General features: G+C 52.2%; 13 protein-coding genes and 1 tRNA gene. 9 read left to right on the top strand and 5 right to left on the bottom strand.

Annotated features, from left to right (window positions below):
- The first annotated feature begins 3 nt into the window (after nucleotides 1-3).
- From L0M99_RS08535 to L0M99_RS08520, 4 genes are all read left to right on the top strand, one after another.
- Nucleotides 4-471, top strand: a complete 468-nt coding sequence (locus L0M99_RS08535; protein ID WP_038110357.1) for a septum formation family protein — start codon at nucleotides 4-6, stop codon at nucleotides 469-471.
- 169 nt (nucleotides 472-640) lie between these two features.
- Nucleotides 641-2,653, top strand: coding sequence for a ferrous iron transporter B (gene feoB, locus L0M99_RS08530; RefSeq protein WP_238128372.1), 2,013 nt, complete (start codon nucleotides 641-643; stop codon nucleotides 2,651-2,653).
- A 15-nt stretch (nucleotides 2,654-2,668) separates the two neighbouring features.
- A complete protein-coding gene (locus tag L0M99_RS08525) occupies nucleotides 2,669-2,890 on the top strand; it encodes a FeoB-associated Cys-rich membrane protein (protein WP_024060077.1) in 222 nt (73 codons plus the stop codon).
- Nucleotides 2,875-3,141, top strand: a complete 267-nt coding sequence (locus L0M99_RS08520; protein WP_024060076.1) for a FeoA family protein — start codon at nucleotides 2,875-2,877, stop codon at nucleotides 3,139-3,141. Before L0M99_RS08525 ends, L0M99_RS08520 begins: the two co-directional genes overlap by 16 nt.
- A gap of 265 nt (nucleotides 3,142-3,406) precedes the next feature.
- On the opposite strand, the gene rplA is transcribed toward L0M99_RS08520, so the two are convergent.
- From rplA to L0M99_RS08495, 5 genes are all read right to left on the bottom strand, one after another.
- Complete coding sequence (rplA, locus tag L0M99_RS08515; protein WP_038110638.1) at nucleotides 3,407-4,123, bottom strand: 50S ribosomal protein L1; 717 nt, start codon at nucleotides 4,121-4,123, stop codon at nucleotides 3,407-3,409.
- 79 nt (nucleotides 4,124-4,202) lie between these two features.
- The gene (gene rplK, locus L0M99_RS08510; RefSeq protein ID WP_024060074.1) at nucleotides 4,203-4,637 is read right to left on the bottom strand and encodes a 50S ribosomal protein L11; all 435 of its coding nucleotides are present in this window, start codon (nucleotides 4,635-4,637) and stop codon (nucleotides 4,203-4,205) included.
- Between the two features lie 162 nt (nucleotides 4,638-4,799).
- The gene (nusG, locus tag L0M99_RS08505) at nucleotides 4,800-5,624 is read right to left on the bottom strand and encodes a transcription termination/antitermination protein NusG (RefSeq protein WP_316087080.1); all 825 of its coding nucleotides are present in this window, start codon (nucleotides 5,622-5,624) and stop codon (nucleotides 4,800-4,802) included.
- 98 nt (nucleotides 5,625-5,722) lie between these two features.
- Complete coding sequence (gene secE, locus L0M99_RS08500) at nucleotides 5,723-5,971, bottom strand: preprotein translocase subunit SecE (protein WP_024060072.1); 249 nt, start codon at nucleotides 5,969-5,971, stop codon at nucleotides 5,723-5,725.
- Nucleotides 5,972-6,056: 85 nt separating this feature from the next.
- Nucleotides 6,057-6,129, bottom strand: a tRNA-Trp gene (locus L0M99_RS08495).
- Between the two features lie 211 nt (nucleotides 6,130-6,340).
- Here L0M99_RS08495 and L0M99_RS08490 point away from each other — a divergent pair.
- The 5 genes from L0M99_RS08490 to gnpA all read left to right on the top strand — a co-directional run bounded on the left by L0M99_RS08490 (nucleotide 6,341) and on the right by gnpA (nucleotide 12,619).
- On the top strand, nucleotides 6,341-7,558 hold the full coding sequence (locus tag L0M99_RS08490; protein WP_024060071.1) for a pyridoxal phosphate-dependent aminotransferase: 1,218 nt from the start codon (nucleotides 6,341-6,343) through the stop codon (nucleotides 7,556-7,558).
- Between the two features lie 95 nt (nucleotides 7,559-7,653).
- On the top strand, nucleotides 7,654-7,857 hold the full coding sequence (locus L0M99_RS08485; protein ID WP_024060070.1) for a hypothetical protein: 204 nt from the start codon (nucleotides 7,654-7,656) through the stop codon (nucleotides 7,855-7,857).
- On the top strand, nucleotides 7,850-9,670 hold the full coding sequence (locus L0M99_RS08480) for a sensor histidine kinase (protein WP_024060069.1): 1,821 nt from the start codon (nucleotides 7,850-7,852) through the stop codon (nucleotides 9,668-9,670). Before L0M99_RS08485 ends, L0M99_RS08480 begins: the two co-directional genes overlap by 8 nt.
- 3 nt (nucleotides 9,671-9,673) lie before the next feature.
- Nucleotides 9,674-10,345 (top strand): response regulator transcription factor, encoded by a 672-nt coding sequence (locus L0M99_RS08475; RefSeq protein WP_024060068.1) that lies wholly within the window; start codon nucleotides 9,674-9,676, stop codon nucleotides 10,343-10,345.
- Nucleotides 10,346-10,456: 111 nt separating this feature from the next.
- Complete coding sequence (gene gnpA, locus L0M99_RS08470) at nucleotides 10,457-12,619, top strand: 1,3-beta-galactosyl-N-acetylhexosamine phosphorylase (RefSeq protein ID WP_024060067.1); 2,163 nt, start codon at nucleotides 10,457-10,459, stop codon at nucleotides 12,617-12,619.
- The last annotated feature ends 126 nt before the right edge of the window (nucleotides 12,620-12,745 follow it).

Genomic DNA, 12,745 nt, shown 5'->3' with positions numbered 1-12,745 from the left:
GTGATGAGTGCCTATCCGTTTGCCCAGTTGAAACGGTACCTTACCCTTTTTTGTGCCCTGGCTCTAGCAAACTGCGGATTCTTGAGCGGATGCGCTTCGCAACCAGTTGCCACTTCTGATCTTAAAGTGGGCGACTGTTTTAACATGGCAGAGGAAGTGCTCACCGGTGCGCAACCCGCTGGACAGGTGGAACGGGTAGATTGCCAACACTCCCATAACTCACAAGTGGTGGGCATAAAGAAGCTATCGGGCAATAGCTACCCGGGACAAAAGCAGCTTTACGACCTGGCGCTTAAAGAATGCGCCCGAGAGTTCGAAGGTTTTGTGGGGATTAGTTATCGCGATTCCAAGTGGGATTTGTATCCACTAACCCCTACCGAAACTACTTGGCAGGATAAGAGCGAACGCAAACTTACCTGCGTGGCATTGAGCTTGCCAGAGCAAAAAGGTTCCTTAAAGGATTCAGGATAGTAATTTATTAGAATCCCTCTCCCCTTGGCGGTGCTGTTTTATTGCTGCCTCAGGTATATTCCGGGCTTTACGTCCTAGTAAGGTTTACCTTACAATGACTATTGTCGTAATTCGTTAGGTGAACATAAGTTCCCGAATTAATATTACGAATTCACGAGAGGACTGGGTTATGAGAATCGCCTTTGCTGGCAATCCTAATAGCGGCAAGACCACTATGTTTAATGCATTAACCGGGAAAAAGGCCAAGGTAGGCAACTGGGGTGGGGTTACCGTCGGACAAGCTGAGGCTAAACTAAGAAATGAGCTCAGCGGTAATCGCGATGCCACGGCCGTGGATTTGCCCGGTGCGTACTCCATGTCCCCCTTTACCCCGGAAGAATCCATCACCAGTAAATACGTTCATGACGCGGCCCCGGACGCTATTGTCAATATCGTTGATGCCACCAATCTGCGCCGCTCGCTATTCTTTACTACCCAACTGCTGGAGTTAGGGGTTCCTATCGTAGTCGCCCTCAATAAGAGCGATATTAACGATAAGGAACAGACCCAGATTGACGCCCAGAAGCTGCAACGTGAACTGGGATGCCCGGTAATACCTACGGTTTCCACCGCAAAAGAGAACAACGGCCTAGATCAGGTTCTGCGCGCAGTTTTTACTCAGGAAGGGAAAAAACAAAAAGCCCCCTACCTGCAAGCAGATATTGATCTTACCGATAAGCAGGCAGTCGATATAGAAGACCGGCGCCGCTACCAGTTCGTAGACTCGGTAGTGGACGCGGTCGAAACCCGGAAAGTGAAAGTTGCCGCTCACACTCGTCAAGACACCCTAGACGCGGTACTAACCAACAAATTTGCGGGGATAGCAATCTTCGCGGCGATTATGTGGGCGGTATTTGCGATTTCTCAAACTTATCTTGGCCCCCTTATCGCCGACTGGTTAGTCGGCTGGATCGAAGCCTTCCAAGACTGGGTCAGCGAACAAATGGCGGATTCTCCTGCCCTGTTACGCACCATCATTGCCGACGGTCTCATTGGCGGGGTAGGTGCGGTAATCGGATTCCTCCCGTTAGTGATGGTGATGTACTTCCTGCTGGCACTATTAGAGGAATCCGGATATATGGCACGGGTAAGTGCCGTTCTAGATCCCATCTTCAAGCGGGTGGGGCTATCCGGTAAATCTGTAATCCCCATCGTCATCAGCACCGGTTGCGCCATTCCCGGGATTATGAGCTGCCGGACCATCCGCGATGAACGCGAACGTCGCGCCACCGCGATGCTAGCTTCCTTCATACCCTGTGGAGCAAAAATCCCGGTGATTGCGCTATTTGGTGGAGCCTTCTTTGCCGGGTCTGCTTGGGTGAGTTGGGTCAGCTACTTTGTAGGGCTGTGCCTGATTTTCCTGGGGGCACTACTGGTAAAGATGGTCACCGGACACAAGTTCCGGAAAACTTTCTTCATCATGGAACTACCTCGTTACCGGGTTCCTTCCCTGTGGAATGCCACCTTGTCGATGCTAGAAAGGGCGAAGGCTTACATTATTAAGGCCGCTACCATCATTTTGGTGTGTAACCTGGTAGTCCAACTTATGCAAACCTTCAATTGGAGTTTCCAAGTAGTCGAAGAGGGTGCGGAAAACACTTCGATCCTGGCTTCTATTGCTACCCCCTTCTCCTTCTTGCTCATTCCACTAGGTTTTGGCACCTGGCAGCTGGCAGCGGCTGCGGTCACTGGGTTTATCGCCAAAGAAAACGTAGTCGGCACCTTGGCGGTGGTATATGGTCTAACCCGCTTTATCGATACCGATGAACTAGCAATGACTGGTGGAGCCAACACCGTTGCTGCCACTATGGGGCTTACCTCGGTAAGCGCCCTCGCCTACCTGTTCTTTAACCTGTACACCCCGCCCTGCTTCGCCGCTATCGGCGCCATGAACTCCGAGATGCGCGATCGTCGCTGGTTGTGGAGCGCCATCGGATTGCAGTTCTGCACCGGTTACACCATTGCCTTCCTGGTCAATCAAGTGGGAACGCTGGTGGTGTACGGGCACCTGGCGGCCGGATTCCTCCCGGGGCTACTGGCAGTAGCCATAATGGCCGGGGTGATTACCCTAATCTCCCGGCAGATTCACGCCAATTTCTCCGCTCAATACAACCTGCACCAACAAGTTGAGAAAGCCGCCTAAGAAAGAGGAAGCGAATTGAGTACAATTATTGCCAGCCTGGCACTAGTGGCGATTGTCAGTGGAGCCATCACCTATATCGTCAAAGAGAAGCGCAAAGGCACCAAATGTATCGGTTGCCCGATTTCCTCCTCCTGCACTTTCAATCCCGAGGTTGCACCCAGCTCCGGAAACCGTCATAATCTGCAAATAGTAGGTATCACTAACCAAGCAGGTGAACCGAAATGTCACTGTCACTAGCGTGCCAGACAAAAGAGGCCTGCCAGACTAAGGAAAGAATGAATCTTCTGGAAGCTATCGAAGGTCAAACCTATATCGTCAAAGATATAGCTACCGATGACCCCGAGATGGATAGTTTCCTGTTTCGCTTAGGATGCTACAGTGGCCAAGAAATCACGGTTATTTCCCGTAAACGGAAAATGTGCATCGTGGTGATCAAAGACAGCCGCTACAGTATCGATAATCAAATTGCCGCAGCCATTATGATTTAGCGCGCCGGCAGAGCACCTTTGATAACTGCTACTTCGGCCGATTTTCCTACCTGGGGGCGTGGCCGGTAAAAGATGCGAGAGGGGGCTTGAGCCGAGCGAAGCGAGGGTCACCGGGGTCCCCCGAGCGCTTTTACCGAGCCAGCCTCACATCTAGCGCTAATCCGTGGACAGCAAAAAAAGGGGTTCCGCCGGTGGATTTTTCCACCGGCGGGATCCCTTTGATTTTCAGCTATTGTGCCTTTGCCCTAAGGCGGGCATGCAATCCTTAGCGAGGATCGTCAGTCGCTAGATCTTTCGTCAGCGAGCTATCCAAGGGGATGGACGGCCCCATCGAAGTAGAAACGGCGATCTTCTTGATGTACAGACCCTTTAGGGCTGCCGGACGCAGACGCAGGATCTCATCCAGAACTGCCTGATAGTTCTCTGCCAGCTTCTCGGCATCGAAAGAGCTCTTACCCAGCACTACGTGTAGGTTGGCGTGCTTATCAACCCGAAAGTCGATACGACCACCCTTGATCTCTTTAACTGCCTTAGCAACATCCATAGTGACGGTGCCGGTACGAGGGTTCGGCATCAAGCCACGCGGGCCGAGAACGCGACCGAGGCGTCCCACTTTACCCATCATGTCCGGGGTAGCTACCGCCACATCAAAGTCCAAGTATCCACCTTGCACTTTTTCGATCAGTTCATCGCCGCCGGCTTCGTCGGCTCCAGCCTCTAACGCTTCCTTGTCCTTGGGGCTATTGGCAAAAACCAGGACCCTAACGGTCTTACCAGTGCCATTAGGCAAAGAAACGGTGCCCCGGATCATCTGATCCGATTTACGCGGATCAACCGTGAGCCGGAAAACCGCGTCAACGGTGGAATCGAACTTGGTGGAAGAAATTTCCTTGGCCAAGCGGAAAGCCTCTAGCGGTTGGTAGAGACGATCCTTATGAACTTTCTCAGCAGCCTGGTTAAAGGCTTTCGAGTGCTTTTTCATCTGCTTTTCTCCTTGCAGGTTGTGGTGAGGGCGCACATTCCCCTCCACGGTTTATAGTCTTTTTTAGCTGTTCGCCAGGCTAGCCCTCGACGACAACTCCCATTGAACGAGCCGTTCCCGCGATAATCTTTGCGGCCGCATCGATATCATTCGCGTTCAGGTCATCCTTCTTTTGCTCGGCAATCTCTTTAACCTGGGCCATGGTCAGCTTTGCCACCTTATTGGTGTTCGGAGTACCAGAGCCCTTAGCGATCCCAGCAGCTTTCTTAATCAACTGGGCAGCCGGCGGGGACTTGAGAACAAAGTCAAAGGAGTGATCTTCGTAGACACTGATTTCTACCGGGATCACGTTCCCGCGTTGATCCTGCGTAGCCGCATTGTAGGCCTTGCAGAACTCCATGATATTTACCTGGTGCTGCGAAAGCGCGGGGCCTACTGGAGGCGCCGGGTTTGCAGCACCGGCCTCGATCTGTAACTTGATCAGGCCGATTACCTTTTTATTCTTGGCAGGCATATAGGGTCCTTCTCAATATAATTTCTTGATTTTACTTTCCCGGCGGTTGCCGGAAACTCTTTGCGGTCTGGCAATTTTTCCGTAGAAAAACTACCAGCACAGTCGTCCATTCTAAGGGCGCACCCGTCCTTACAACCAATTAGGACTGCTCACTGTGAGCAATTAAATCTTTGCTACCTGGTTAAATCCAAGCTCTACCGGAGTTTCGCGATCAAAGATAACCACCAGAACTTTAAGTTTCTGCTGGTCAGGCATGATCTCTGAAATGGTAGCCGGCATAGTCGCAAACGGGCCGTCGGTAACAGTTACGTTCTCTCCGACCTCGAAATCAACCTCAATAACTGGCTGTTCCGGCTGCTTGGCCTGGCTGGCGCGCTCATCTTGCAGTTCCGCAGCCTTAATGGAGGCAGGAGTAGGCGCCAACATGGAAACTACTTCGTCCTCGGTCAAAGGCATCGGATGCTGCGAATCACCCACGAATCCGGTGACCGCGGGCGTGTCCTTAACTACCCGCCAAGCATCGGGGGCGTCCTCGACTGCTTCCATCCGCACGAGGGCGTAACCGGGAATCCGTACCCGATCCACCACTTTACGTTCAGTGGATTTCACCTGGACGACTTTTTCCATCGGTACTTCAATCTGGTAGATCTGATCTTCCATATTGAAAGTAACGATTCGCTGTTCCAGATTGGCTTTCACCCGCCGCTCATATCCGGAATAGGTATGCAGAACGTACCAGTAGCCGGGCAGAAACTCAAGTTCCTCGCGCAACTTGTCTTGTTCAGCCTTAGAAAGCTCTTCCGCAGTAGCCGAGGGGGCGAGCTCTTGATCTTGGGGGGTATCCGTGAGTTCTATCTGTGCGGGAACGGTTGCTGGTTCGGCATAAGCTTCTTCAGCGGGAGCGGCCGGCTCTTCTGGGGTGTTTTCTACCCTGGCCTCGGTTTCTGCTGCCACCGGTTGCTCATTATCAGCAGCCTGTGCACTCACTTCAGCGGAGGCACCTGCCTCTGAGGAGAATACGGGATCGTTGCTCACAGTGTTTTCTTCCTGCTCCTTATTGCCTGTTTGCAATTCTTGCTCCTTAATTAACCGCCAAATACCTTGGTTACTAGCCAGGCGGTGATGACGTCGACAACTCCTGAAAAAGCCATCATTGCCAGCACAAACACAATCACAACCACAAAGAAAGTGGTGAGTTCATCGCGGGTGGGCCAAACAACTTTTTTTAACTCGGCAATGACCTGTCGCACGAACTGCACGATGCGACCCCAAAAACCATTTTTTGTCGCTTTTGCGTCTGCCTCTACGGAGGCTGCGCCCTCGTTAGGTGCCAAGATCGTTTCCTCACTTGCTGTCTTGGAGCTCCCGTCGAAGCCCCTATTTCGTCCTGTACCGGGCCCGGCACAGGTTTCAAATTTGCAGGGCAGGCGGGACTCGAACCCACAACCTACGGTTTTGGAGACCGTTGCGCTACCAATTGCGCCACTGCCCTTCCAGCCATCAGGCTGACCGAATACGGTGCTAAATAAGTTTATGGGGTTTTACTGGTCACGTCCAACCTACGGGCACATAGTGGGGAAAAACGCATATTCTGACTCCCCTCGGCAAGCTAGCGGCTACTACTGACAACCACACCGGACACAATCAACTACACATTTTGGTCGTAGCAGGTAAACAATCGCCAGACGTGGCAAAATGGGGATATGCACAAACAGCTAGAACACAGAATCTCGAATCGTCTTGCGCAAATATCTCCTTCTGCCACTCTGGCAGTGGATGCGGCCGCGAAAGAACTCAAAGCTCAGGGACGCCCGGTAATCGGATTTGGCGCCGGGGAACCCAACTTTTCTACCCCTGACTATATTGTTGAGGCCGCACAGGCTGCTTGCGCGGATCCCGTTATGCATCATTACAGCCCGGGGAAAGGCCTGCCCCAGTTGCGGGAAGCGATCGCGAAGAAGACCCTGCGGGATTCTGGTTACGAAGTTGACCCCAATACCGAAATCATTGTTACTAACGGTGGCAAACAGGCAGTTTTCGAGGCTTTCTCGGCCATAGTAGAGGTCGGCGACGAAGTCCTAATGCCCGCCCCCTATTGGACGACTTACCCGGAAGTTATCAAGATCGCCGGCGGGGTTCCGGTTTCGGTAATGGCTGGAGCAGATCAACACTATAAGGTGACGGTCGAACAACTAGACGCCGCTAAAACTGAGAAGACTAAAGCTCTTTTAATAGTCAGCCCCTCTAACCCCACCGGCGCGGTCTATGACGCGAATGAACTAAAAGCTATTGGCCAGTGGGCATTAGACAACGGGATCTGGGTGATCACGGACGAGATCTACGAACACCTAATCTATGACGGGATTCATGCCGAACATATTGTGAAACTGGTTCCGGAACTGGCAAAACAAACTCTGGTGCTAAACGGGGTAGCCAAAACTTATGCCATGACCGGCTGGAGAGTCGGTTGGATGATAGCTCCGCCGGATGTAATCAAAGCCTGCGCCGCTTTCCAATCCCACACCACCGGGAACGTCTCGAATATTGCGCAGCGGGCGGCATTGGCGGCCGTGAGCGGTCCGCTCGACAAAGTTCAGCAGATGCGAGAGGTCTTCGATCGGCGGCGTCAGCGGATGGTGGAGCTACTACGCCAGGTCCCAGACCTCGAAGTCCCTATGCCGCATGGCGCTTTTTACTGTTACCCCAGTGTAGAACGTATTTTGGGACGCGAAATCGCGGGCGAAACCCCACAGACTTCCGCCGAATTGGCTGATCTAATGCTCCGCAAAGTCGAAGTGGCGGTCGTTCCTGGCGAGGCCTTTGGCCCTTCCGGTTTCTTCCGGCTTTCCTACGCGTTAAGCGATGAAGATCTAGAAGAAGGCGTCGGCCGCATAGTCGATTTTCTTAATCAAGTAAAATAGGTTGTCCTTACTACCCTCTCTTTAATCTATAATGATTAGAGAGAGGGGCGCCTGAACGCCCCAACCGAACGGCTATCACCAGAGAGGGCGGCGAAGTGCGCAAGTTTGCAGCAGTGGCAATTGTCTGTACCGCCCTTTGTCTTGCGGTTTTAATCGGAACGCGGGCTATGGTGCTAAACGGAGTCTATGATTTGGGCCCGGCAGTCAACTTTGAACCCCAGATTCCGGTTGCTACCCAGCAAGCTCCGCAGCTTCCCCCCAGTGCTCCCGCTCCCAATAAGGGGGACAGCCATGAGTGAGAAACTCAGCTACCCGGGCAATAGCTATCCCGGAGGCTCTAGCGGTTCCCCAGTTCCGGCTCCCCCTACGCTGGCGGCTAGTCAGCCTCGTCCTGCCGTGCAATTACCTGGGGATCAGCCCTTGCCGCAGATCCTCAACCCTGCCAACGCTGCCCCACCTTCCCCTCTTTCCCCCTCCCTACCGCCCGTAGCAACCACCCCGCCGCCCTCTGGGGAACGCGCCGCCTATCAAAGTCGTCCCCGGCGGGTAGTGGAAAAAACTATCAAGCCTCAAAGCAATACCCCCAAGTTGCGGATTACTAACCTGCGTAACCGGATGCTGGTGCATTCGGTATTGATTTCCGGATTCGCACTCACCATCGTAGGGCTGATTATGTTGGTCAGTGGAATGTTTCAAATCTCCCACGCCGAGCGTTCTCAAACCGAGCTAATCACCAATGATCTGCGCAATTTCGTAAAAGCCGAAAGTGGCAAATCAAACGGAGGAATAGTTTCAGCCAAAGATGCCTTAAGTAAGTTCATTGCTGCCGAAGATGCGCCCTACAACGGTAGTCTGTTGGGATTTTCGGCCGGGCAATTAATTGGGCAAAAAGGTGCGCGCGATTCCGCCGCCCATCAAGATGCGCAACTTTTGGCAGAACTAGCCAGCTATTCCGATATCAACTCGGCCAGAATGTTTATGCTCCGCACCGATCAGGCCACCTATGCGGTGGGAATGGTGCCGATTAGCGCAGCCGATACCGATGATGCCCTGCTGGCGATCGTCTCTAACTATTCGGCTGATATTACCCCGACTCAAACCCAACTGTTATTGTTTGCTGGCATTTCCTTCTTGGTCTTAGCCCTGGTGGGTTTGGTAAATGTACGCGCTTCCCAGTCACTGCTTGCCCCTATTGGCAGGTTGCGAAATTTGATGGCGTCTATTACCAGCGAACAGGATCTAACTAAGCGTTTGCCGGTAGAAGGTGATGATGACCTAGCAGATGTTACCCGGCAGATGAACTCGATGATTGCCCGCCTGCAGTCCAGTTTCGACGAGCAACGCGATCTGCTAAATGATGTGGGGCATGAGCTGCGCACCCCCATAACCGTGGTTCGCGGGCATCTAGAACTGCTAAACCCTGGCGACCCTCAAGATACTGCCCGCACCCGCGAACTGGCTTTAGAAGAACTCTCGCGAATGCACCGGCTAACCGAAGACCTGATTACCGTTGCCAAGAGTGATCGCCCCGACTTTATCCGTCCCGAACGGGTAGATATCGGCGATTTACTGATGGATGTCTTCGAAAATGCCACCCAATTAGGCAATTTCAACTGGCGAATCGATAACCTCACCATCGTCCCCACCACCGCTGATCCCCAACGCCTGCAGCAAGCATTACTCGCCCTCGCCCAAAATGCTTCTAAGTTTGCTACCGCCGGCACCGTAATTGCTCTGGGGGCGGGGATTGATTATCAGCAACCCCTACTGGATCAGCAAGGTAATCCGGTGCCCGCCGACACTATCACCGCTCCCAGCCTGCAGATGCTCTCGCAAGTTCCCCCGGTGGAAGGCACCCACCGCCTCAACCTGTGGGTACGTGACCAGGGAATCGGTATTGACCCCAAAGATCAAGAGCAAGTCTTTAGCCGTTTCATGCGGGTCAATCACTCCTATGCGGGATCCGGTCTGGGGCTTTCCATCGTAAACGCCATAGCGCAAGCCCATGGGGGAATTCTGCAAGTCCGATCCGCGCTTTCAGTTGGTTCGGTCTTTAATATCAGCCTGCCGATTTCAAATGATGATTGCAAAGATGAATTACAAGGAGAATAAAACATGACCAGTATTTTGGTGGTAGAGGACGAGCCCGGCATCTCCTCTTTTGTCGCTAAAGGACTAACTTCCGCCGGATACAACGTGACTGTAGTCGACAAAGGTGCAGACGCGATCTCGGGGGCTCTAGGCGGCGATTATTCCCTAATCGTCCTCGATATCGGCCTTCCCGATATGGACGGTTTCGAAGTACTAGAGCAGATTCGCGGTCAGGGAGCCACTTTACCGATTATTGTATTGACCGCCCGTTCATCGGTAGAGGACACTGTTTCCGGTCTGGAACAGGGTGCTGACGATTATATGTCGAAGCCTTTCCGTTTCGAGGAGCTGCTAGCGAGGATCCGGCTGCGGCTGAAGACCGCCAATTCTGAAGATCCCACCAATATGGTGCAAATCAATGTGGGGGGTCTGCACCTGGATTTGCGTACCCGCTGCGCCACCATTGACGGGGAACCGGTAGAGCTCTCAGCCCGCGAGTTCACGATGCTACAAGCCTTCATGGAACACCCTGACCAGGTTCTTTCTCGTTCCCAACTACTAGATATGGTTTGGGGATACGATTTCGACCCCGGCTCGAATGTGGTGGATGTATATGTACGTTACCTGCGCCGCAAGATTGGTTCGGAACGCATCGTAACCGTCCGTGGCATGGGATACCGCCTGGTAGTGATGTAATTTTTCCCTGCATTTTTGGGGTATATCACGGCTATCAAATCTTATAATTAAGTGCTTTGCTAGCTACCTATACCAATCGTTTATTTTCCAGTTACTACCAGAAAGAAAAAGATGACAACCGGTCGTTTTACTCTTCCCAGTGAAGAAAACTTTGCAGAAGAAACCGCACGTATCGGCGAACTTTGGGGCGCTGACGCCATCCGTAACGCAGATGGTACTCACCTTGACGAGGACGTGCTGAAGCTCGGGAAAAAAGTCTATTCGGCATATTTCCCCACCCGTGGACATAACGAGTTCATCAGTAAACATATGGAGCAGACCCCGCAGATTTACCTGCTATCTCAGCGGGTACTAGCGGAAGCTGATTCAGTGTCTATTCCCTATATGCAACGTTTCTATAGCGAACAGTTGCAGGCTAACCAAGACGCAGATCCCAAGAAATACTGGGAAGTTATTGACCGTACCACTGGTGAGGTTGTTGATCCTGGCAACTGGGATGTTGATTTCACCTTGCAGGTAGTGAAGATTTCTGATGCCAAGCCGATGCACGAATACACAGTGACTTTCCTGGCTTATATCATTTGGGATCCGGTGGAAATGTATAACCACCTGACTAATGATTGGGGGGACAAGGAACACGAGATTCCTTTCGATATTCGTAACCCCGAAACCCACCAGTTCGTGATGGACACTTTCCGTAAGTGGCTAAAGGATAATCCCCAAACCGATGTGGTACGGTTTACCACTTTCTTTTACCAGTTCACCCTGGTTTTTGATGAGAAACATCGGGAAAAAATTGTGGACTGGTTTGGCTATGCGGCAACCGTGTCACCGGAAGCTCTGGCCGAGTTTGAAAAAGCCAAGGGATACCAGATTCGCCCTGAAGATTTCGTAAATGGCGGAACCTATAATTCGACTTTCTGTATCCCCAGCAAGGCGCAGTTAGATTGGATTGATTTCGTCTCTGATTTCGTCCATGAAAACGTGAAAACCATGGTCAAGGACACTCATGATGCCGGTAAAGAGGCCATGATGTTCTTGGGGGATCAGTGGCTGGGCACCGAGCCCTATCGTGATGGTTTTGAAAAGCTTGGTTTAGACGCAGTGGTGGGTTCGATTGGAGATGGCACTACCACCCGCATGATTTCTGATATTCCCGGGGTTAAATACACCGAGGGTCGTTTCCTCCCCTATTTCTTCCCCGATACTTTCTACGAGGGTAATGACCCTAGTATTGAAGCCTTGGATAACTGGCGGAAGGCACGGCGCGCGATTTTGCGTAGCCCGATTGCCCGCATGGGTTATGGCGGTTATTTGAGCTTGGCCGCCAAATTCCCGAAGTTTGTGGACACGGTAACCGATATTGCTAACGAGTTCCGCGATATTCACGAGCAAACCGACAGTGAACCTGCTCAAGGGATTTTGAACGTGGCGATTGTGAATGCCTGGGGCAAGATGCGATCTTGGCAAGCATTTACGGTGGCACACGCCCTACCTAATAAATACAACCATTCCTATTACGGCATTTTGGAAGCACTATCCGGGATGCGGGTTAATGTGCGTTTTATCAGTTTCGAGGACGTGTTGAGTGATGGGATTGCCAGCGATATTGACGTGCTAATTAACGCCGGCCCTTACAATACTGCGTTTACTGGCGGGGACGTGTGGAATGATGGTCGCCTGGTTTCCATTATTCGCTCCTGGGTACGCCAGGGGGGCGCTTTTGTGGGGGTTGGTCAGCCAACTTCTAGTGACCGTCCCGGCCGCTTCTTCCAGTTAGCGGATGTGCTCGGCATTGACGAGGAACGCTACCACACTCTTTCGGTCGATAAGTATTTCCCCGAGGTCGTTTCTGAGCATTTCGTGACCGCTGATTTGGATAAGGGGGCGGCGATTGATTTTGGCGAACCGGTTCAAAATACTTTCCCCATCAGCGAAGACACCACTTTGATTTGCGCTGAGGACGGGCAGGTACAGTTGGCAGCTAACGAGTACGGTAAAGGTCGCGGGGTTTATATTTCCGGTCTTCCCTATTCGGCTGCTAATGCTCGTTTGTTGGAGCGGGTCTTGTTCTTCGCTTCTCATAACGAGGAAAAATATGCTGCCTGGAGTTCTTCTAATCCTCATTGTGAGGTGGCAGAGTTCGTTAAGGCCGGCAAGTACTGCGTCATCAACAACACCGAGAATCCGCAATCAACGGTAGTTTATTTGCCGGGAGGTCGCGAGGAAAGCTTCGATCTTCCTGGTAGTGGTATTGCTTGGCGGAACATTTAAGTAGCCCGATTTAACGGGTTCGCCTAAGCATTTCGGGTGGGTGGCATGAACAATGCCACCCACCCGATTTTTGGGTTAATACCCAAATTGTGTGTATTTTTCGGGCGTGTCGGGTTGGTTTAGTGT

Origin of the sequence: Varibaculum cambriense, assembly GCF_022133705.1 — a bacterium.
GTDB classification, from domain to species: domain Bacteria; phylum Actinomycetota; class Actinomycetes; order Actinomycetales; family Actinomycetaceae; genus Varibaculum; species Varibaculum cambriense_A.
This window is presented reverse-complemented; position numbering and strand designations above follow the sequence as displayed.

Bases quoted from the DNA above. Each gene is read 5' to 3' on its own strand.
- L0M99_RS08475 (WP_024060068.1), top strand. From the start codon at position 9,674: ATGACCAGTATTTTGGTGGTAGAGGACGAGCCCGGCATCTCCTCTTTT.
- gnpA (WP_024060067.1), top strand. From the start codon at position 10,457: ATGACAACCGGTCGTTTTACTCTTCCCAGTGAAGAAAACTTTGCAGAA.
- L0M99_RS08520 (WP_024060076.1), top strand. From the start codon at position 2,875: ATGTCACTGTCACTAGCGTGCCAGACAAAAGAGGCCTGCCAGACTAAG.
- L0M99_RS08535 (WP_038110357.1), top strand. From the start codon at position 4: ATGAGTGCCTATCCGTTTGCCCAGTTGAAACGGTACCTTACCCTTTTT.
- rplK (WP_024060074.1), bottom strand. From the start codon at position 4,637: ATGCCTGCCAAGAATAAAAAGGTAATCGGCCTGATCAAGTTACAGATC.
- rplA (WP_038110638.1), bottom strand. From the start codon at position 4,123: ATGAAAAAGCACTCGAAAGCCTTTAACCAGGCTGCTGAGAAAGTTCAT.
- L0M99_RS08480 (WP_024060069.1), top strand. From the start codon at position 7,850: ATGAGTGAGAAACTCAGCTACCCGGGCAATAGCTATCCCGGAGGCTCT.
- L0M99_RS08490 (WP_024060071.1), top strand. From the start codon at position 6,341: ATGCACAAACAGCTAGAACACAGAATCTCGAATCGTCTTGCGCAAATA.
- feoB (WP_238128372.1), top strand. From the start codon at position 641: ATGAGAATCGCCTTTGCTGGCAATCCTAATAGCGGCAAGACCACTATG.